Raw genomic sequence first — 18882 nt, 5'->3', positions numbered from 1 at the left:
TCTTGTCTTCCTGACTTGCGCCTGCGCCGCCGGCCCGGGGGGGGGGGGGGGGGGTGCGGCGGCGGCGGCCCCCCCCCGCCCCCCCCCCCCCCCACCGCACGCCTCCGCAGGCCGGCACAAGCCCCTCGGTCCGCGCCCACTGCCCTTCTCTCCCTTGCCCGCCCTCCTCCTAGCCCAGGGCTCCCTGAGGCGGCGACCCTCGTTTCACTCGGGAGGCTGACCTCCCCGCCGACATGGACCGCATCGGGTGGTGTGCGGTGACCCGGTGGCGGCGCGGGTCGTTGGACGCTGCGGCGGGAGCGTGCGCCCCGGTGGCAAGGCAGCAGCCACCCCCGCCGCGCGGGCCGAGCCACCGTCGGCCGCTTCACGTCGCACTACCGATCCGAAGAGGTCCCGTCATGTCCGAACCCTGGTCCGAGACATCCGCCGCGCCGCAGTTCCCGACTGCCCCGGCGGTCCCGGCCGCCACTCCGAAGAGCCTGCTGGAGCAGATGCAGGAACTGCTCGCCTCCGTGACCGCGGACCTCGCCGAACTCCAGTCCTCCGGCGTCCGCGACGCCGGTACGGCTGGCTACCCCACCGGCACCGACACCTCCGGGGCTCCGGCCGTCGCGCCGGGCACCCGGTAGTCCGGCGCCCCGTCCGTCGGCCCGCCGTCACCCGGCGGGCCGAGCCGGACCACCAGTAAGGGCGCGCCCCGGCCGGCCGGCTCGGCCTCCGCCGCCCCGAGGAACCGCCCCGCCGCCTGCCGGAGCCGCACCACGAGGTCCTTGCACTCCGCCACCGCGTCGACGGTGTCGATGCACGTCCAGTACACGCTCTCCGTGTCGGCCCCGCAGGCCAGCACCACCAGCGTCTCGCCGAGCTCGCGCAGCAGCCCGTCGAGCGCCCCCAACGTCTCCTCCAGGTCACCGAGTTCGCCGAGCCGGCCGGACCGTCCGCCGCTCAGCACGGCCGCCCTGACCACGGACCGGTCCAGGCAGCCCGAGGCGACCGTGCCCGCCTCGGACAGCTGTCTGCCGAGTCCGGCCAGTTCCTCCTCGTCCAGCTCGGCCAACCGGGCCCCCACCGCTTCGGTGAGCAGCGCCGCCCGCCGCGCCTCCGCCAGCACGTCGGGTACGTGCCTGGCCTCGACCAGTGCGTGCCGGGCCGTCTTGATCAATCGCAGCGCCTCCATGGCGCGTCCCCTTCCGCTCGCTTTCGCCGTCCGACCACGGCCGCCGCCGGGGCGGTTCGTGGTCACGGCGAAAGCGTGCGCCGAGAGGGGGAGGTGCGCATTGGGGCTTTTCAAAGCTGTGGAAAACCCCGGGGCTGTGGACAACTCCTGTCCCTCGCAGGGACTATTCGCGCACCTCAGGCTTGACGTAGGCGGCCGATCCCGGCACCGGGAAGCGCTCCTCGTTCCGCTCGATCTTGGCCGCGAGCGCCTCCAGCGGGTCCACCCCCACCGCCGTGCAGAACTGCACCAGGTACGCGAGGACGTCGGCCACCTCGTCCCGCACCCGGTGGGCGCGCTGCGGGTCGGACATCACCGCGGCGGCCTGCTCCGGCGTCAGCCACTGGAAGATCTCCAGCAGCTCGCCGGCCTCCACCGTCAGCGCCGCCGCCAGGTTCTTCGGCGTGTGGAAGGGCTCCCACTTCCGCACCGCCGCGAAGTCCACCAGCCGCTGCCGCAGGCTCTCCAACGTCGGTGCCGCAGGGCCGGCACCGGATTCCTCAGCTCGTTCGTTCACGCGTCCAGGTCTACCGCATCCCCGTCCGCCCCCGCCCCGCCGTCCCCGCCGTCAACACCGTCAGCGGCGGCAGGAGCCGCAGAAGCGGCAGAAGCAGCCGCCTCCCCCTCCCCGCGCCCGCACTGGGCCGGCACCCGCGCCGTCTCGGGCCGCAGCACGGTGTGCCCCGCGGCCGGGTCGCGTCGGCACTCGACCAGCATGACCCCGCCCACGGACCCCCCGGCCAGCGCCTCCCGGGCCGCCGCCGGCTCCTGCAGCGCGGCCAGCACCCGCAACTGGTTGCGCCCCGACATCTCCCGCGCCAGCCGCAGCAGCGAGGCTGTCTGCTCGGTGGACAGCCCGGCCCCCAGGTCCCCCGCGAGCACCGTGAGCTGCCGGTGCGCCCACGGCACCTCGGCGGCCACGTCCAGGTCGAGCACCCCGGCGCCGGTGAGCAGCACGGCGGCGAACGCGAGGTGGCGCAGCATCCCGTCGGAGGCCTGGTCGGCCCCGGTGCGTCCGAGGAGGCCCTCGTCGAAGACGGCCAGGACTCCCCGGTCGGCGCCGGTGCCGCGGTGGGCGAGGTCGAGGCCGAGCAGCGGGTGCGGTGCGGCGGACTGGACGACCCGGAGGAGCTGGCCGTAGCGGCGCGGGCACTCGCCGGCGAGCCGGGCGATGACGGCGGAGATGTTGGCGGCGTTGCTGGTCAGGCGGGCCTGCGGGTCGGGGCGGGCCCAGTCGCGCATGAGGGCCGGCACGGGGTGGACGGGGAAGACCTCGCGCAGGGCGGTGAGCGCGTGCTCGGTGGCGGCGAGGACGGTGCGTTCGCCGGGCGAGGAGCCGGCGACCCGGAGCGGCAGCTGGGCGGTGATCATGGTGCCGCTGGGGAAGGGTGCCCGGATGTCGCCCTGGCGGGTGTCGTTGTGCCAGCAGACGTTGACGCGCCGGCCGCGCAGGTCCTGTTCGCCGGTCTCGACGAGGGTGCGCCCGTCGAGGCTGAGCGATTCGCGGGCGATCCGGACGGGTCCGTCGGTGCGGATGACGACGTCGAGCCGGATGCGGCCCGCCGGGGAGCGGACGGTGCAGCCGAGGATGATCGCGTCGCGCCCGTGCGGGACGCATCCGGCCAGGCCCCCGCGGACGGGCGTGGCGAGCTGGCCGGAGGCGCCGGGGATGCCGTCGAGGGAGTCCGCGATCTCCTCGCCGAGGGCGAGGCGGGACAGGACGGCGAGCGCGTCGAGCGCGTTGGCCTTGCCGACGCCGGCCGGTCCGTGCAGGACGGTGAGCGGTGCGAGCGGCAGTGCGGCGCGCCGGTAGGACTTGAAGGAGGTGAGCCGGAGCTCGTCGACGGTGGGGCGCGGTACGGGCGGCCGGTCGGGCGCCGGGGCGTCCGGTCGGGGGTGGGACGGCGAGGCGGTGCGGGTGGCGTCGCGGTTCACCCGTCGGACCCTAACTGCAGGTCAGGCGGCAGAAACGTGCCTGCGCGGCAGATTCATCCCATCGGGGAGCCGCGTGCACGGCCCGGGCATGGGAGGCGCACAGGGTGCGCACAACGAGGGCGTGCAGGAGAGCCCTCAGCGCCGGTACACCGCGACCGTTCTCAGCGACCGGGCCTCAGCGACCGGCCTCAGCCCCCGTCCTCAGCGCCGGTACACCGCGACCGTCACCGACGCCGTCACCTCGACCGGCTCCGGCAGCCCGGCGAGCGCCGCGGCCAGCCGCTCCGGATCGGTGTGCCAGGCACTGGGCCCCATCCCGACCACCGTGCGCACGTCCTGCGGCCCGAGCCGCAGCGTGAACTCGACCTCCCGCCGCCCCTCGGGCGTCAGGTACGGGCCGAGCTTCTCGTCGATCCGCCGCTGCTTGTCCTCGTCGACCGACAGCAGCCCGAGCCCGGCGACGAGTTCGCGCAGGTGCCGCGGGGTCGGCGAGACCAGCAGCAGGGTGCCGCCGGGGCGCAGCACGCGGCGGATCTCCGGCCCGTTGCGGGGCGCGAACACGTTGAGCATCAGCCCGGCGGCCCCGTCGAGCAGCGGCAGCGGGCGCCAGGCGTCGCAGACGACGGCGCCGATCCGGGGGTGGGCCTTGGCGGCGCGGCGCAGTGCGTACTTGGAGATGTCGAGCGCGGCGCCCGGCCGGCCGGGCAGGGCGTCGAGGACGTGGGCGAGGTAGTGGCCGGTGCCGGCGCCGAGGTCGGCGACGAGGCCTTCGGGGTCGGCGGACGCGGCGGCTTCGGCGAGGGCGTCGGCGATGGGGCCGTAGTGGCCGGCGGCGAGGAAGTCGGCCCGGGCGGCGACCATGTCGGCGGTGTCGCCGGTGCCGGTGTGGGCGTCACCGGCGAGGAGGCTGACGTAGCCCTGCTTGGCGAGGTCGTGGCTGTGCCCGGCGGGGCAGCGCAGGCTGCGTTCGTGCCGGGCGAGGGGCTGCGCGCAGTGCGGGCAGGCCAGGTAGGGCTCGATGTCCTGCAGCAACGTTCCGTCTTCTCTCGCCGTGCGCCCCGAGGGCCGTCCCGGGCGTTCCCCGAGGTGCTCGGGGGTGCCAGCCTAACGACCGCGGCCGGCCGCGACGCGCAGGGCGAGGTCGGCCAGTGCCTCGGGGGCGCCCGCGCGGCCGCGGATGCCGGGGAAGGCGTTGACGTCGACGACGACGGGCTCGGCGGGCCCGTCGAGCAGGTCGACGCCGTACACGTCGAGGCCGAACGCCTCGCCGACGCGCAGCGCGAGGGCGGCCCGGTCGGCCGGTGGTTCCCATTCCGCGGCGGGCCGGGCGTCAGCGGCGGGCGGGGCGAGTTCGGAGCGCCGCCGGGCGGCGAACACCCGGCCGTCGACGACCCACAGCTTCTGGTCCCAGCCGGTGCCGTCGAGGAAGGGCTGGGTGACGACGGCTTCGTCCGGCCAGCGCTCGGCGAGTTCGCGCAGCCGGGCGGCGTCGTCGACCCGGGCGACGAGGTCGCCGCGCCGGCTGTGCCGGCTCTTGACGACGAACGGGTAAGAAGAATCGACGAGTTGGCCGAGCGTCCCGGGTGAGCGCGTCTCGGCGAAGGGCAGTCCGGCCGCCAGCGCGAGTTCGGCCATCCGCACTCGGTCCTGACAAAGCTCGGTCGCCGCAGCCGAGTTGACCACCGGCACCCCACGTGACTCAAACTCCCGGGCGAGCGCCAGTGCTTGATCCGTTCGGGCCTTCAGCAGGCAGACGTCACCGGCCCATGCATCCCCCGACCCGACGACCTCCACCCCGTGCCCCCGCGCGCGCAGCACCTCCGCCGTGGCCGCCAGCACCGGGTGCCCCGGGTCCGCCGTGATCAGCCCGACCCTCACAGCGCGCCCCCGCCCGCCGTCACCAGCGCCGGGGCCGGCACCGACACGGCCGTCCCGCCGCGCGCGAGCCGCAGCACGGCCCGTCCGACCCGGGCGACGGCGTCCGGCACCTGCCGGAAGCTCGGGAAGTCGTTGACGTCGACGACGACCGGCCCGTCCGGTCCGAGCAGCACGTCGACGCCGTACAGGTCGAGCCCGAACACCTCTCCCACCTGCGCCGCGATCCGCGCGACCTCGCCCGCGAGCGGCACCCGCCGCTCCCGCACCCCCTGCCCGGGGTGCAGCGGCGAGCAGCGCTCGGTGGCGTGGAACTCGCCGTCGACGCAGTAGATCTTGAGGTCCACGCCGGAGTTGGGCACGTACGGCTGCGCGATCAGCAGTCCTTCCCCGGCGAGCGAGGGGCCGAGCGCGAGCAGGTGGTCGGGGGTGCGGACGAGCCGCACGGCGCGTCCGGAGCTGCCGTCGGCCGGCTTGACGACGAGCGGGTACTCGGCGGCGGGTATCTCGGCGAGCCGTTCCCACCGGGCGGCGGCGTACGTGACGGGCACGGGCAGGCCGCGGGTGCGGGCGATGACGGAGGCGAGCGCCTTGTCGCGCACGCCGCGGATCGAGCGGACGTCGTTGACGGTGGTGAGCCCGACGGCCGCGGCCGCGTCGAGGAGGGTGAGGCCGGGCCCGCCGGAGACGGTCTTGAGCACCCACGCGTCGTGGGTGCCGGCCCGCACCGCCTCGGAGATCGCGAGGAGCGAGTCGCCGGGGCGCAGCACGTCCACCCGGTGCCCCCACGCGGTGAGTTGGCGTGCGACGTCGAGCGGCATGCCGTCGTGCCGGTAGTGCTCCTCCACCAGAAAGCAGAGCCTCATGGGCCTGTCTTCCCCCCTTGCCGTACCGAGTCCGGAGTTTTCCGCCGTCCCCCTCGGCAGAGCTGTGAAGGCATCAGCATGCCACGGGGTGCCCGATCAAGATCGCGGCGGCGGTAAGCGTTCGGCAACAATCGCGGGAAGGCCGGTGCGTGTCCGGACGACCGTCCGGCGCCCGGCCGGTCAAACCGGTGGCGGGCGGTCCGCGAGTCCTGCTTGGATGCCGCCGTGACTTCTGCCGATCATGCACCCGCGATTCCCTCCACCACCGCCTCCGCCACTGCGGACCCGCACCTCCTCGACGAGATCGAGCGTTACTACGACGCGGTGCCGCGCAGCGCCGCGCGCACCGAGGACTTCGGTCCGCTGACCCTGTTCGTCCGCGACGGCGCCGGCTGGCCGTACTACGCCCGCCCGACGCTGGGCCACGACGGGCCCGCCGTGACCGCCGACGACGTTCTCCGAGTGCTGGCCCGCCAGCGGGAGTTGGGCGTGCCGGAGGCGTTCGAGTGGGTCGCCGAGCACGACCCGGAGCTGCGCGCCGCGGTCGAGGGGGCCGGGCTGACGGTGCACGAGCACCCGCTGCTGGTGCTGGGCCCGGCGGACGAGCCGGGCGCCGCGCCGGCGCCCGCGGAGCGGGTGGAGGTGCGCGTCCTGGCTGCGGACGCACCGGAGTTGGCGGCCGCGCTGGCCGTCCCGCGACTGGCGTTCGCCGATCCGGGCACCGGCATCGGTGCCGCCGGGACCGTCGAACTGGCGACGGCGGAGCAGGAGTTGGCGGCCGACGGCACCGCGCGGCGGGTCGCCGAGCGGATCACCGCGGGCACCACCGTGCTGGCGGCGGCGCTGGAGGACGGCACACCGCTGTGCGCGGGCCAGCACAACCCGGTGGGCCCGGTGACGGAGGTCGGCGGGGTCGGCACGCTTCCGGCGGCGCGCCGGCGCGGTCTCGGGCTCGCGGTGACGGCGGCGCTGGTCGCCCACGCCCGCGCGAACGGCGTGCGGACGGTGTTCCTGTCCGCCGCGGACGAGGACGTCGCCCGGATCTACCGCCGGGCCGGCTTCCGCCCGTTCGCGACGGCCCTGATCGCCGAACCGGCGACGCCCGACGGAACGCCCGACGGAACGGCCGGCTGACGCGGCGCGCCGGACGAACGGGAACGGGGGCGGCCGTCAGTCGTCGTCCCCGTCCTCGTCGTCCGCCCCGGTGACGCCCTCCCCCTCCGCCTCGTCCACGACCCACGCGGACAGCCGCTCGGCGACGCCCGACACGCCGAGCCGCCCCTCCCGGATGGCCCGGGCGAGGCTGCGCACCTCGCGGGCGGTGGTCGCCACCGTGCAGCCGCTCGCGACGAGGTAGGCGTAGGCGACGGCGGTGGCGAACAGCTCGTTGGTCTTCTCCAGGGCCGGCACCCGGATCAGCTGGTGCATCAGGGCGGCGGCGCGGTCCTGCGGTTCGGGGTAGACGGCGATGTCGAAGATCTCGGCCTGGTGGCGGGAGACCGCCGCGAGCAGCGATCCGTAGTCGGTGACCTGCGGGTCACCGGGCGTGTACTGCTCGGCGGTCATGAGCAGCCACGAGAGGTCGACCTCCAGTTTCAACGGCGCACGCCCTGGAGGTCACCCGGCTCCGCGGTTTCCGCCAGGAAGGCCGTCTCGTACTCCTTCATGAACTTCGCGGCGGCGTCGACGAAGGCCCGCCCGGACTCGCCCATGTCCTGCTGGACCAGGCGCTCGATGTACTGGTTCATGCTGATCCCCTGCTGCTCCGCCCGCTCCCGGGCCATCTCCGCGGTGGCGGCGTCCACCCTGACGTTCAGCTGCTTTTTACCCATGGGCCTCAAGCTAGCGCTGAAGTGCTAGCACAACAAGGGCGCGGATCCCGCCCCCACACGCACCCACCGCACGCCCCCGCACAACCCCGGAGGCGCCCCGGACTCATACCCACCGTCCGCCGAACCACCCCCGCCACGACGGACGAGACTTGAAGAGTCCTGCACCTTCCGAGACTCTGAACACTCCTGAGCGTTCCGTGAAGCGGCACCGACCGGTGTGGAGGCCGGCAATGACAGCCATGTTCGACCAGGAGCTGCGCGAGCAGCTCGCCCAGGCCCGCCGCGACCTCGCGACGGCCCGGGCCGAAGGGGACGCCGACGGCGTCCAGGCGTACGAGGGCCGGATCTCCGAGCTGCTCCGGCTCGCCGCCCAGCACGGGATCGACCTTCCGCACGACGCCGCCGAGGAAGAGCACAACGAGCCCTGACCACCCCCGACCGAGCGGTCCGCAGCGAGCGGCCGGAAACACCGAGGAGGCGGCACCCGGAACACCCCGGGTACCGCCTCCTCGGCACGTGCGCGCCGCTACCTCACCCGGCCGCGCCGCCGACCGGCTCCAGGATCGCCACGCACTCGAAGTGGTGCGTCATCGGGAACAGGTCGAAGGCCCGCAGCGAGACCGGCCGGTAGCCGCCCTCGCGGAAGAAGCCGAGGTCCCGGGCGAGCGCCGCCGGGTCGCACGCGACGTACGCGATCCGGCGCGCCGCCAGGCCCGCCAGGCGCGCGACGGTCTCGCGCCCGGCGCCCGAGCGCGGCGGGTCCAGCACGATCAGGTCGGTGGCGGTGATGCCGGTGCGCGGCAGCAGCGTCTCGACCCGGTCGCACTCGATCCGGACGTTGTCCAGCGCGGCCAGGTTGTGCCGGGCGTCGACCACCGCCTGCTTGGCCGACTCGATGCCGAGCACCGCGCCGTCCTCGCCGACCCGGTCCGCCAGCGCGCCCGCGAACAGGCCCACGCCGCAGTACAGGTCGAGCGCGTTCTCGCCCCACTGCGGGTCCAGGCCGTCCAGGACGGCGTCCACGAGGGTGTCCGGCGCCTCCGGGTGGATCTGCCAGAAGCCGCCGTCGCTGACCCGCCAGGTGCGCCCGGCGGCCCGCTCGCGCACGAAGGAGCGCCCGTGCACGCGGTGCACGCCGCCCTGGTCGTCGATGCGGGCGATCGACACCGGCTTGTCCAGCTCGACCAGCGGCAGCTGCGCGCCGGGCCGCGGGGTGAGCACGATCTGGCGGTCCGAGGAGCCGGTCGCGGCGAAGACCTCGACCGAGGCGACGCCCGGCCAGTCGCGGGCCTCGACGCCGAGCTCGGTGACGCCCTGCGCGGCGATCAGGCAGTGGTCGACCGGCTGGATCTCGTGCGAGCGGTGCTTGCGCAGGCCGACCTTGCCGCTGTCCGCGTCCACCGCGTACTGCACCCGGGTGCGCCAGGCCGGCACCTGCCCGGCCGGGAGCTTGCCGCCGACCGGCTCGACGCTGCCGTCCCAGCCCGCCTCCTCCGGGGTGAGCCCGGCCAGCTTCGCCAGCTGCTCGGTCAGCACCGCCGCCTTGAGCTTGCGCTGCCCGCCGGGGGTCACGTGCTGCCAGTCGCAGCCGCCGCACTTGCCGGGCCCGGCGAACGGGCACGGCGGGGCGATCCGCTCCTTGGCGGGCTCCAGGATTTCCACCGCGTCGGCCCGCAGGAACCGCGACGTCGTGGTCCCCTCGGTCACCTGCGCGACCACCTTCTCGCCGGGCAGCGCGTGCCGGACGAACAGCACCCGGCCCTCGTACCGGGCCACGCAGTGCCCGCCGCCGTGCGCGACCGCGCCGACCTCGACCTCGTACCGCTGCCCGACCAGCGGGTCACCCGACGGCGTCTCCGGCCGCTGCGAGCGCGGCTGCTGGCCGCGCAGCGCCTTCGGCGGGCGCACGGCCTGCTTGCGCGGCGCCCCGCCCCTGCCGGACGCGCCGTCCTTGCCCTGGGAGCCCGCGCCGCCCTTGCCGGACGCGGCAGCGCCCTTCCCGGCAGCAGCCTTCCCAGCGGCGCCCTTCCCGGCGGAGCCCTTGGCCGAAGCCCCCGAGGCCCCCGAGGCGCCGGCGCCCTTGCCCGACGCCGCAGCCCCAGCCGCCGCCTCGGAGTCCGCCGGCGTCTCCGCCCGCTCGCCCGGGGCGAGCGGCGCCGTCCTCGCGGTCAGACCGTCGCGATCGGTGGCCTCCGGACGGATGACGGGCCGACCCCAGCGCGGCCGGGCGACCTGCCCGGGCTTGGTGCCGCCCCGGCGGGCGCCCTTGCCGGAGGTGGCGCCGGAGCGGCCGGGCTTGCCCCCGGAGTTGCCCGAGGAGCGGGGCGGATTGTTGCGGGTCACTGGGAGGAGTCCTTGCTGCGGTCGGAGGTCGCACCGGCGCTCGCGCCGGTCCGGTCGGAATCCTTCGACTCTACGGCCTTCGGCGCCCGCGGCTCGCCACGGCGGACGGCCCCCGGCGCCGACCAGGCCTTCTGCGGCCGGCGCCGCTCGGAGGACTCCAGCTGCCACGGCACCGAGGTGACCATCACACCGGGCTTGAACAGCAGCCGCCCCTTGAGCCGCAGCGCGCTCTGGTTGTGCAGCAGGTGCTCGTACCAGCGGCCGACGACGTACTCGGGGATGTAGACCGACACCACCTCCCGCGGGCTGCTGCGGCGCAGGTTCTTGACGTAGTCGAGGACCGGCCCGGTGATCTCGCGGAACGGCGAGTCCAGCACCTTCAGCGGCACCTCGATCCCGCGCTCGTCCCACTCCCGGCGCAGCGCCTCGGTGTCCGCCGGGTCGACGTTGACCGAGATGGCCTCCAGCGTGTGGGGGCGCGCGAGCCGCGCGTACGCGAGGGCGCGCAGCGCGGGCTTGTGCAGCTTGGAGACCAGGACGACGGCGTGCACCCGGGTGGGCAGCACGACGTCGTCGGGCTCCTCGGCGGCGCTGAGCTCCTCGGAGACGCGGTCGTAGTGGCGCCGGATGCCCTTCATCATCACGAACAGCACGACCATCGCGGCGATCGCGATCCAGGCGTGGCCGATCTTGGTGACCAGGACGACGATCAGCACCGCCATGGTCATCACCAGGCCGAAGGTGTTGATGGCCCGGCTGCGCTGCATGCGGCGGCGCTCGGCCGGGTCGGTCTCGGTGCGCAGCAGCCTGGTCCAGTGCCGGATCATGCCGGACTGGCTCATGTTGAAGGACACGAAGACGCCGACGATGTAGAGCTGGATCAGCCGGTTGGGGTCGGCGTCGAAGGCGATGACGAACAGGATCGCCGCGATCGCCAGCAGGATGATGCCGTTGGAGAAGGCGAGCCGGTCGCCGCGGGTGTGGAGCTGGCGGGGCAGGTAGCGGTCCTGGGCGAGGATCGAGCCGAGCACCGGGAACCCGTTGAAGGCGGTGTTGGCGGCGAGCACCAGGATCAGGCCGGTGACGGCGGCGACGAAGTAGAAGCCGGGCGTGAAGTTCGAGAAGACGGCCTCGCTGATCTGGGCGAGGGCAGTCTTCTGGTGGTAGTCGGACGAGGAGCCGACGAGCTGCTCGACCGGGTTCTCGGCCATCTGGACGCCGGTGAGCCGGGCCAGCCAGATGATGCCCATGAACATCACCACGGCGACGCCGGCCATCATGAGCAGCGTGGTGGCCGCGTTCTTGCTCTTGGGCTTGCGGAAGGCCGGCACGCCGTTGGAGATGGCCTCGACGCCGGTGAGCGCGGCGCAGCCGGAGGAGAACGACTTGAGCAGCAGGAACACCATCGCGAACCCGGCGAGCGATCCGTTGCCCGGGGTGGCGACGAGGTGGAAGCCGGAGCTCTCGGCGGGCATGTCCTGGCTGAGCGCGAAGTGCCGGAAGAACCCGTAGCAGACCATGCCGACGACGCCGATCATGAACGCGTAGGTGGGCACGGCGAAGGCGGTCCCGGACTCCCGGACACCGCGCAGGTTCATGCCCATCAGCAGCACGATCACGATGACCGACAGGGTCAGCTCGTGGCCGCGCAGCGAGGGCACGGCGGAGACGACGTTGGCGACGCCGGAGGTCGTGGAGACGGCCACGGTGAGGACGTAGTCGACCATCAGCGCGCTCGCGACGACCAGGCCGGCGGCCGGGCCGTGGTTGACGGTCGCCACCTCGTAGTCGCCGCCGCCGCTCGGGTAGGCGTGGACGTTCTGCCGGTAGGAGGCGACGACGGCGAGCATGACGATCGCGACGACGAGGCCGATCTGCCAGGAGAAGTGGATGGCGGACGCGCCCGCTACCGACAGGGTGAGCAGGATCTCCTCGGGGGCGTAGGCCACCGAGGAGAGCGCGTCCGAGGCGAAGACGGGGAGCGCGATCCGCTTCGGCAGCAGCGTCTCGCCCAGTTTGTCGCTCCGCAGGGCGCGCCCGATCAGCAGGCGTTTCGGAAGGTCAGTCGGCATAGGCACGTTAAGGAATCGTAGGGGTTTGCCGACAGGGCTTGCGCCGAACTCCCCACCCTTCGTCGCGACTGTGTTCGGTGGACCGGCTAGCGTGTCGGATACGAGCCGGTGGGCAACACTCTGGTTGTCGCGCCGGTACCGAACAGGACGCTCGCCCCGGCCACCGGGGCGGGAGAGGGAGATGAACGGTGTTTGCGCAGGTCAAGAACCCAACGGATCGGGTGAGGTAGCGCCGGTGCACATCGTCATCATGGGCTGCGGCCGCGTGGGCTCGGCCCTCGCGAGAGCGTTGGAGAAACAGGGCCACTCCGTCGCGGTGGTCGACCAGGACCCGACGGCCTTCCGCCGCCTGGGCGCCGGGTTCAACGGCCGCCGGGTCACCGGTGTCGGCTTCGACCAGGACACCCTGCGCGAGGCGGGCATCGAGGAGGCCGGCGCGTTCGCCGCCGTCTCCAGCGGTGACAACTCCAACATCATCGCGGCGCGGGTCGCCCGGGAGACCTTCGGCGTGGAGAACGTCGCCGCCCGGATCTACGACCCCCGACGTGCCGAGGTCTACCAGCGCCTGGGCATCCCGACCGTGGCCACGGTCCGCTGGACCGCCGACCAGATGCTGCGCCGGCTGCTGCCGAGCGGCGCCGAGCCGCTGTGGCAGGACCCGAGCGGCAGCGTCCAGCTGGCCGAGGTCGCCTACGACCCGCGCTGGGTCGGCCGCCGCCTGGCCGAGCTGGAGGAGGCCTCCGGCTCGCGGGTGGCGTTCGTCACCCGGCTCGGCGAGGGCCTGCTGCCCACACCGCAGACGCTGCTGCAGGAGGGCGACCTGGTGCACGTGATGCTGCGCCGGGCCGACCTGACGGCCGTCGAGGCCGCGTTCGCGCAGGGACCGAAGGAGGAGGGTCACTGATGCGGGTCGCCATTGCCGGGGCCGGTGCCGTGGGCCGCTCGATCGCGGGCGAGCTCCTGGAGAACGGGCACGAGGTCCTGCTGATAGACAAGAACCCCAACTCCATCTCGGTGGAGCGGGTGCCGCTGGCGGAGTGGCTGCTGGCCGATGCCTGCGAGATCACCTCGCTGGACGAGGCGGCCCTTCAGCGCTGCCACGTCGTGATCGCCGCGACCGGCGACGACAAGGTCAACCTGGTCGTCTCGCTGCTCGCCAAGACCGAGTACGCGGTGCCGCGGGTGGTCGCCCGGGTGAACAACCCGAAGAACGAGTGGCTCTTCAACGAGTCCTGGGGCGTGGACGTCGCCGTCTCCACCCCGCGCCTGATGTCCGCGCTGGTCGAGGAGGCGGTCAGCGTCGGCGACCTGGTCCGCCTGATGCGCTTCAGCCAGGGCAACGCCAACCTGGTCGAGCTGACCCTGGCGGCCGACACCGAGCTGGTCGGCACCCGGGTGGGCGACGTCGCCTGGCCGCCGGACACCGCGCTGGTGACGATCATCCGCGAGGGCCGGGTGCTCGTGCCCGGCAAGGACGACACCCTGGAGGGCGGCGACGAGCTGCTGTTCGTCGCGGCGCAGGAGCGCGAGGAGGAGCTGGAGGATCTGCTCTCGGCCACCTCCGGCGCCCAGTAGCCGGCACTCCCGGCGGCGTCCGACACGGCGTCCGACACGCAGGAGGGCCCGCACCCCATCCGGGGTGCGGGCCCTTCGTGCACCGGGTTCGTGCACCGGGTCGGGCCGGCTACTTCGCCGGCTCCTCCTCGTCGTCGTCCAGCGGCGCCTTGATCGGCGGCGGCGCCTTCAGCAGGATCTGCCAGGTCACGTACATCGCCAGCAGCAGCGGCGGGATGCCGAGCGCGACCTTCAGCCAGCCGAGCAGGTTGACGTTGTGGGTGAAGTACAGCGGGAAGAGGATCACCGGCTTGATGCCCATGATCACGACCCAGGCCCAGGTCGCCTTGGTGTAGGCGCGCAGCCGGCCCGGGTTCTCCTTGCGCCAGGTGAACATCTCGCCGGTGATCGGGCCGAGCATCAGGCCGATCAGCGGCCAGCGCACCAGCGCGGAGACCGCGAGCCCGATGCAGTAGCCGACGTTCCACAGCAGGCCGGGCAGGTAGAAGTCCTCGGCCCGGCCGCTCTTCATCGAGATCCAGGCGCCGATGGCGACGCCGAACACCCCGCTGAACGCGTGCTGGACGGTCTCCCGCTTCGCCAGCCGGACCACCACGAACAGGGCGCTCAGCGCGAGCGCGGCCCACGCGGCGGCACTGACCTGGTGGGTGATGTTGTACGTGACGATGAAGACCAGGCCGGGCAGCGTCATGTCGACCATGCCGCGCACGCCGCCGAAGGCCTGCAGCACGGTGTCGGCGGCCTCCTTCGAGGCGGCGGCCTTGCGGGCGGCCTCGGCGGCCTCCGGGTCGAGCTCCTGGCCGGTGGCCGGTGCGGCGGCGTCGACCGACCGCGCCAGGCCTTCTGCGGCGTCCTTCGCGGCGGCGTCCTGCCAGGCCGCCACGTCGGCGGCGTTCAGGTCGAGCCGGGCGGCGTCGCCGCCGGGGTGGTTGCTCACGCTCATTCGCTCCCGTGTCCAACCGGACGCAGCTCGTAGCGGGGGTTGAACAGCACGCGGCGCCCGCGTGCGTGGCTGATCCGACCGCTGGCGACGAGCCGGCGGCCCGGCTCTATGCCCGCGATCGAGCGGCGGCCGAGCCAGACCATGTCCAGCGCCTCGGTGCCGTCGAAGAGCTCGGCCTCCAGGGCCGGCACCCCGGCCCGCGGGCGCAGCGTCACCGTGCGCAGCGTGCCCGCCACGGTCACCAGATCGCGGTCCGCGCAGCCGGCGATCGGCGTGCAGCCCGACTCGGCCGCGCTCTCCTGGCGCAGCTCCTCGGCCCGCAGCTCCTCGGCCGACGAGGTCAGCCGGCTGAGCATGCGGCGGAAGCGGCCCTGCGGCTGGTCGCTGCTGTTGTCACCACTCATGCGGGAAGGGTACCGGTTTCCGGGCCCCCGGCGGCAGGCCGGACGATCGCCGCCGGGGCGCGGGGTGGCCGTGCGGGGCCCGGAAACCGGGCGGGCCGTCAGCTCTCGAAGCGGTAGCCCATGCCCGGTTCGGTGATGAAGTGGCGCGGGTGCGAGGGGTCGTGCTCCAGCTTGCGGCGCAGCTGGGCGAGGTAGACGCGCAGGTAGTTGGTCTCGGTGCGGTAGGCCGGGCCCCAGACCTCCTGGAGCAGCTGGGTCTGGCTGACCAGGCGGCCGGCGTTGCGCACCAGCACCTCCAGCAGATGCCACTCGGTCGGGGTAAGCCGGACGTCGGTGCCGTCGCGGTTCACCTTCTTGGCGGCGAGGTCGACGGTGAAGCTCTCGGTGACCACGAGCGAGTCGTCCTCGCCGGCCACCGGCTCGGCCCGGCGCACGGCGGCGCGCATCCGGGCGAGCAGTTCGTCCATGCCGAACGGCTTGGTGACGTAGTCGTCGGCGCCGGCGTCCAGCGCCTCGACCTTCTCGTCGGAGGCGTGCCGGGCCGACAGCACGATGATCGGCACCCGGGTCCAGCCGCGCAGCCCGCGGATCACCTCGACGCCGTCCATGTCGGGCAGGCCGAGGTCGAGGACGACGACGTCGGGATGGCGGGCGGCGGCCAGTTCCAGGGCGCTCGCGCCGTCATGGGCCGCGTCGACCTCGTACTTGCGGGCCTTGAGGTTGATCACCAGCGCGCGGACGATCTGCGGTTCGTCGTCCACGACGAGGACCCGGGTCATATACGGGCTCCGCCTTTCAGGGCTGTGTCGGGCTTGCGGGCGTGGGACTTGCGGACGGTGGTGCGTGCGGACCGTGGTGCAGACGGACGGGAAGTCGGTGTCCGGGTGTCACGTGACGAGCCGGGACAGCGGGTCGTGGTCGTCGCCGGACGGCTCGCCCGGTTCCGGGGGCCGCTCGACGGCGGGCAGGGTGACGACCATGGTGAGGCCGCCGCCCGGGGTGTCCTCGGCCGTGACGGTGCCGTTCATGGCCTCCACGAACCCGCGCGCCACGGCGAGCCCGAGGCCCACCCCGGCGCCGCGCGGCGCGTCCCCGTACCGCTGGAACGGCGCGAAGATCCGCTCCTTGGCATCCTCGGGCACGCCGGGGCCGCGGTCCACCACCCGCAGCTCGACCCGTCCCGGCCCGCCCGGCGGGTGCAGCGCGTCGGCCTTGACCAGCACCTTCACGCCCTCCGGGCTGTACTTGACGGCGTTCTCGATCAGGTTGGCCAAGGAGCGCTCCAGCAGCCCGCCGTCGGCCCGGATCATCGGCAACGTCTCCGGAACGTCCAGCCGGACGGACTCCAGCGGGACGCCGCCGAGCGCGAACGGCACGACCTCGTCCAGGTCGGTCTCCTGGATCAGCGGGGTCACGGTGCCGGTCTGCAGCCGGCTCATGTCCAGCAGGTTGTTGATCAGGTGGTCGAGCCGGTCGGCCCCGGCCTCGATCCCGGCCAGCAGCTCCGCCTCGTCCTCCGGGGCCCACTCGACGTCCGCCGAGCGCAGCGACGTGACGGAGGCCTTGATGCCGGCCAGCGGCGTGCGCAGGTCGTGCGAGACGGCGGCGAGCAGCGCGGTGCGGATCCGGTTGCCCTCCGCCTCCCGGCGGGCCGCGGCGGCCTCGCGGGCCAGCCGGCGGCGCTCCAGCACCACGGCGGCCTGCGCGGCGAACGCCCCGAGCAGCCGGCGGTCCGCCGCGGGCAGCACCCGGCCGCGCAGCACCAGCGCGAGGCTCTCGCCGACGGGGACGTCCACGTCGGCCGCCTCCGGGCGCTGCGGCGGGTGCGGCCCGGCGGCGGCGACCGGCACCCAGGCGCCGAGCGGGTCCGGGCGCTCCAGCAGCGCGGCGCTCTCCTGCCCGAAGGTCTCGCGCACCTGCTCCATCAGGGCGGTCAGCACGCCGTCCCCGTTGGGCGCGCCGCGCAGGACCGTACCGGCCAGCGCGCTGAGCGTCTGGGCCTCGGTCTGGCTGCGGGCCGCCTGCAGGGTGCGGCGGGCCGCCAGGTCCACGACGGAGGCGACCGAGATGCCGACGATGGTGAATATGGCCACCGCCATGATGTTCTGCGGCTGGCTGATGGTGAACGTGTGGATCGGCGGTGTGAAGTAGTAGTTCAGCACCGAGGAGCCGACCAGCGCCGACCCGATCGCCGGCAGCAGCCCGCCGACCAGCGCGGCGAGGACCGTCAGCGACAGGAACAGCAGCATGTCGGTGGACAGACCGAGGCCGCCGATCGCGGTCAGCGCCAGCGCCAGCAGCGGCGGGCCGACCAGGCCGATCAGCCAGCCGGCCACCGTCCGGGTGCGGCCCAGGTCGGTGATCCGCCGGATCGGGATCCTGCCCCGCCCGCTCCCGGCGTGCTCGTGGGTGACCATGTGGACGTCGATGTCCCCGGCCTCCCGGGTCACCGTGGTGCCGACGCCGGGCCCGTAGACGTACTGCCAGCCGGGGCGGCGGCTCGTGCCCAGCACGATCTGGGTGGCGTTCACACCCCGGGCGAAGTCCAGCAGCGCCACGGCCGGGTCGTCGCCCAGGACCGCGTGGAACGTGCCGCCCAGGCTCTCGACCAGCGACCGCTGCTCGATCAGCATCTGCGGGGACTGGTCGGTGCCCGCCAGCCCGTCCGAACGGGAGATGTGGACGGCCATCAGCTCGCCGCCCGACGTCCGGGCCGCGATCCGGGCGGCGCGACGGATCAGCGTCGCCCCCTCCGGCCCGCCGGTCAGGCCCACCACGATCCGCTCCCGGGCCTGCCAGATGCCCTCGATGCCCTGCTCGGCCCGGTACTTCTGGAGGTACTCGTCCACCCGGTCCGCGGTCCACAACAGCGCCAGCTCGCGCAGCGCCGTCAGGTTGCCCGGACGGAAGTAGTTGCCGAGGGCGGCGTCGATCTTCTCCGGCGCGTACACGTTGCCGTGGGCCAGCCGGCGGCGCAGGGCCTGCGGGGACATGTCGACCAGCTCGATCTGGTCGGCCCGCCGCACCACCTCGTCCGGCACGGTCTCGCGCTGCCGCACCCCGGTGATGCCCTCGACGGTGTCGCCGAGCGACTCCAGGTGCTGGATGTTGACCGTGGAGATCACGTCGATCCCGGCCGCCAGCAGCTCCTCGACGTCCTGCCAGCGCTTGGCGTTGCGGCAGCCGGGGATGTTGGTGTGCGCCAGCTCGTCGACCAGCGCCACCTGCGGGCGGCGGGCGAGGACGGCGTCCAGGTCCATCTCGGAGAACCTGGCACCCCGGTGCACCACCTGCTGGCGCAGCACGACCTCCAGCCCGGCGACGAGGTCCGCCGTGTTCCGCCGGCCGTGGTCCTCCACGAACGCCACGACGACGTCCGTACCGCGCTCCTGCCGCCGGTGCGCCTCCGCCAGCATGGCGTACGTCTTGCCGACCCCGGGGGCGGCCCCGAGGTAGATGCGCAGCCTGCCACGTCCCATGAGCACCATTCTTGATCCGGCCCGGTCCGGGAGCCACCCCCGGACACCTGTTCCCCTCCCCCTTCGAGACTACGGCGTGGGAGACGATTTTCCGCTGATCCGTGCACTGAGCATGCTGTTTTAGCGGCATATTGACGGTGCCACAGCCCGTCGGCCGGCCTGTACCCGCCAACCGGCGGGAACCCGTGCACGGACTGTCCGGAAACGCGAAGAACCCCCATCCGGAAACCGGATGGGGGTTCATTCTGAAGAATTGTTCGGCGGCGTCCTACTCTCCCACAGGGTCCCCCCTGCAGTACCATCGGCGCTGTGAGGCTTAGCTTCCGGGTTCGGAATGTAACC

The 18882-nt window shown here is 73.7% G+C and carries 19 protein-coding genes and 1 rRNA gene; 5 read left to right on the top strand and 15 right to left on the bottom strand.

The features are described from left to right. Positions 1-398: 398 nt before the first annotated feature. Complete coding sequence (locus ACFV4F_RS38235) at positions 399-629, top strand: hypothetical protein (RefSeq protein ID WP_380444503.1); 231 nt, start codon at positions 399-401, stop codon at positions 627-629. Here the strand turns inward: ACFV4F_RS38235 and ACFV4F_RS38230 are convergent. From ACFV4F_RS38230 to ACFV4F_RS38205, 6 genes are all read right to left on the bottom strand, one after another. After that, complete coding sequence (locus ACFV4F_RS38230) at positions 572-1177, bottom strand: DUF6099 family protein (RefSeq protein ID WP_380509742.1); 606 nt, start codon at positions 1175-1177, stop codon at positions 572-574. The two genes, ACFV4F_RS38235 and ACFV4F_RS38230, sit on opposite strands and share 58 nt — an antisense overlap. Before the next feature lie 163 nt (positions 1178-1340). Next, complete coding sequence (locus ACFV4F_RS38225) at positions 1341-1733, bottom strand: nucleotide pyrophosphohydrolase (protein WP_380509739.1); 393 nt, start codon at positions 1731-1733, stop codon at positions 1341-1343. Beyond that, positions 1730-3151 carry an AAA family ATPase gene (locus ACFV4F_RS38220; protein WP_380444501.1) on the bottom strand — a complete coding sequence of 474 codons (1422 nt, stop codon included), beginning with the start codon at positions 3149-3151 and terminating at the stop codon, positions 1730-1732. The genes ACFV4F_RS38225 and ACFV4F_RS38220 overlap by 4 nt, the downstream gene beginning before the upstream one ends. A 201-nt stretch (positions 3152-3352) precedes the next feature. Beyond that, complete coding sequence (locus tag ACFV4F_RS38215; protein WP_380509736.1) at positions 3353-4183, bottom strand: putative RNA methyltransferase; 831 nt, start codon at positions 4181-4183, stop codon at positions 3353-3355. A gap of 72 nt (positions 4184-4255) precedes the next feature. After that, entirely contained in the window at positions 4256-4786 is a 531-nt protein-coding gene (locus tag ACFV4F_RS38210; RefSeq protein WP_380509733.1) for a RimK family alpha-L-glutamate ligase, read from the bottom strand. Positions 4787-5025: 239 nt separating this feature from the next. Further along, positions 5026-5892: a RimK family alpha-L-glutamate ligase gene (locus ACFV4F_RS38205; protein ID WP_380444498.1), complete on the bottom strand. Its 867-nt coding sequence runs from the start codon at positions 5890-5892 to the stop codon at positions 5026-5028. Between the two features lie 225 nt (positions 5893-6117). Here ACFV4F_RS38205 and ACFV4F_RS38200 point away from each other — a divergent pair, with 225 nt between their 5' ends. Continuing rightward, entirely contained in the window at positions 6118-7026 is a 909-nt protein-coding gene (locus tag ACFV4F_RS38200; protein WP_380444497.1) for a GNAT family N-acetyltransferase, read from the top strand. A 36-nt stretch (positions 7027-7062) separates the two neighbouring features. Here the strand turns inward: ACFV4F_RS38200 and ACFV4F_RS38195 are convergent, their stop codons facing one another. Both ACFV4F_RS38195 and ACFV4F_RS38190 read right to left on the bottom strand, forming a co-directional pair. Then, the gene (locus ACFV4F_RS38195) at positions 7063-7491 is read right to left on the bottom strand and encodes a fic family toxin-antitoxin system, toxin component (protein ID WP_359974421.1); all 429 of its coding nucleotides are present in this window, start codon (positions 7489-7491) and stop codon (positions 7063-7065) included. Next, complete coding sequence (locus ACFV4F_RS38190; RefSeq protein WP_363653907.1) at positions 7488-7724, bottom strand: toxin-antitoxin system HicB family antitoxin; 237 nt, start codon at positions 7722-7724, stop codon at positions 7488-7490. The genes ACFV4F_RS38195 and ACFV4F_RS38190 overlap by 4 nt, the downstream gene beginning before the upstream one ends. Positions 7725-7954: 230 nt before the next feature. On the opposite strand from ACFV4F_RS38190, the gene ACFV4F_RS38185 reads away from it, so the two are divergent. Next, positions 7955-8152 (top strand): hypothetical protein, encoded by a 198-nt coding sequence (locus ACFV4F_RS38185; protein ID WP_380444496.1) that lies wholly within the window; start codon positions 7955-7957, stop codon positions 8150-8152. A gap of 103 nt (positions 8153-8255) precedes the next feature. Here the strand turns inward: ACFV4F_RS38185 and ACFV4F_RS38180 are convergent, their stop codons facing one another. Both ACFV4F_RS38180 and ACFV4F_RS38175 read right to left on the bottom strand, forming a co-directional pair. Beyond that, positions 8256-9614 carry a class I SAM-dependent RNA methyltransferase gene (locus tag ACFV4F_RS38180; RefSeq protein WP_380509747.1) on the bottom strand — a complete coding sequence of 453 codons (1359 nt, stop codon included), beginning with the start codon at positions 9612-9614 and terminating at the stop codon, positions 8256-8258. Positions 9615-10063: 449 nt separating this feature from the next. Further along, entirely contained in the window at positions 10064-12139 is a 2076-nt protein-coding gene (locus ACFV4F_RS38175; RefSeq protein ID WP_380509744.1) for an APC family permease, read from the bottom strand. Positions 12140-12374: 235 nt separating this feature from the next. Here ACFV4F_RS38175 and ACFV4F_RS38170 point away from each other — a divergent pair, with 235 nt between their 5' ends. Then, positions 12375-13043: a potassium channel family protein gene (locus tag ACFV4F_RS38170; RefSeq protein ID WP_380444494.1), complete on the top strand. Its 669-nt coding sequence runs from the start codon at positions 12375-12377 to the stop codon at positions 13041-13043. After that, positions 13043-13714 (top strand): potassium channel family protein, encoded by a 672-nt coding sequence (locus ACFV4F_RS38165; protein ID WP_380444493.1) that lies wholly within the window; start codon positions 13043-13045, stop codon positions 13712-13714. Before ACFV4F_RS38170 ends, ACFV4F_RS38165 begins: the two co-directional genes overlap by 1 nt. 109 nt (positions 13715-13823) lie before the next feature. Here ACFV4F_RS38165 and ACFV4F_RS38160 read toward each other — a convergent pair whose 3' ends face one another. The 5 genes from ACFV4F_RS38160 to rrf form a co-directional block, all read right to left on the bottom strand. Further along, complete coding sequence (locus tag ACFV4F_RS38160; RefSeq protein ID WP_380509730.1) at positions 13824-14651, bottom strand: DUF3159 domain-containing protein; 828 nt, start codon at positions 14649-14651, stop codon at positions 13824-13826. 2 nt (positions 14652-14653) lie between these two features. Continuing rightward, the gene (locus tag ACFV4F_RS38155; protein ID WP_329931199.1) at positions 14654-15061 is read right to left on the bottom strand and encodes an OB-fold nucleic acid binding domain-containing protein; all 408 of its coding nucleotides are present in this window, start codon (positions 15059-15061) and stop codon (positions 14654-14656) included. Between the two features lie 98 nt (positions 15062-15159). Then, complete coding sequence (locus ACFV4F_RS38150; protein WP_380449017.1) at positions 15160-15840, bottom strand: response regulator; 681 nt, start codon at positions 15838-15840, stop codon at positions 15160-15162. Positions 15841-15948: 108 nt separating this feature from the next. Next, positions 15949-18540, bottom strand: a complete 2592-nt coding sequence (locus ACFV4F_RS38145; RefSeq protein WP_380449018.1) for an ATP-binding protein — start codon at positions 18538-18540, stop codon at positions 15949-15951. 255 nt (positions 18541-18795) lie between these two features. Next, positions 18796-18882, bottom strand: a 5S ribosomal RNA gene (gene rrf / locus ACFV4F_RS38140); the annotation flags it as partial.

It is taken from the genome of Kitasatospora sp. NPDC059722 (assembly GCF_042733235.1).
Classification (GTDB): Bacteria; Actinomycetota; Actinomycetes; order Streptomycetales; family Streptomycetaceae; genus Kitasatospora.
Note: the sequence above shows the minus strand (reverse complement) of the source record. Positions and strands in the feature narration are given on the sequence as shown.

Bases quoted from the DNA above. Each gene is read 5' to 3' on its own strand.
- ACFV4F_RS38235 (WP_380444503.1), top strand. From the start codon at position 399: ATGTCCGAACCCTGGTCCGAGACATCCGCCGCGCCGCAGTTCCCGACT.
- ACFV4F_RS38230 (WP_380509742.1), bottom strand. From the start codon at position 1,177: ATGGAGGCGCTGCGATTGATCAAGACGGCCCGGCACGCACTGGTCGAG.
- ACFV4F_RS38210 (WP_380509733.1), bottom strand. From the start codon at position 4,786: ATGGCCGAACTCGCGCTGGCGGCCGGACTGCCCTTCGCCGAGACGCGC.
- ACFV4F_RS38205 (WP_380444498.1), bottom strand. From the start codon at position 5,892: ATGAGGCTCTGCTTTCTGGTGGAGGAGCACTACCGGCACGACGGCATG.
- ACFV4F_RS38190 (WP_363653907.1), bottom strand. From the start codon at position 7,724: ATGGGTAAAAAGCAGCTGAACGTCAGGGTGGACGCCGCCACCGCGGAG.
- ACFV4F_RS38185 (WP_380444496.1), top strand. From the start codon at position 7,955: ATGACAGCCATGTTCGACCAGGAGCTGCGCGAGCAGCTCGCCCAGGCC.
- ACFV4F_RS38175 (WP_380509744.1), bottom strand. From the start codon at position 12,139: ATGCCGACTGACCTTCCGAAACGCCTGCTGATCGGGCGCGCCCTGCGG.
- ACFV4F_RS38165 (WP_380444493.1), top strand. From the start codon at position 13,043: ATGCGGGTCGCCATTGCCGGGGCCGGTGCCGTGGGCCGCTCGATCGCG.
- ACFV4F_RS38155 (WP_329931199.1), bottom strand. From the start codon at position 15,061: ATGAGTGGTGACAACAGCAGCGACCAGCCGCAGGGCCGCTTCCGCCGC.
- ACFV4F_RS38150 (WP_380449017.1), bottom strand. From the start codon at position 15,840: ATGACCCGGGTCCTCGTCGTGGACGACGAACCGCAGATCGTCCGCGCG.
- ACFV4F_RS38145 (WP_380449018.1), bottom strand. From the start codon at position 18,540: ATGGGACGTGGCAGGCTGCGCATCTACCTCGGGGCCGCCCCCGGGGTC.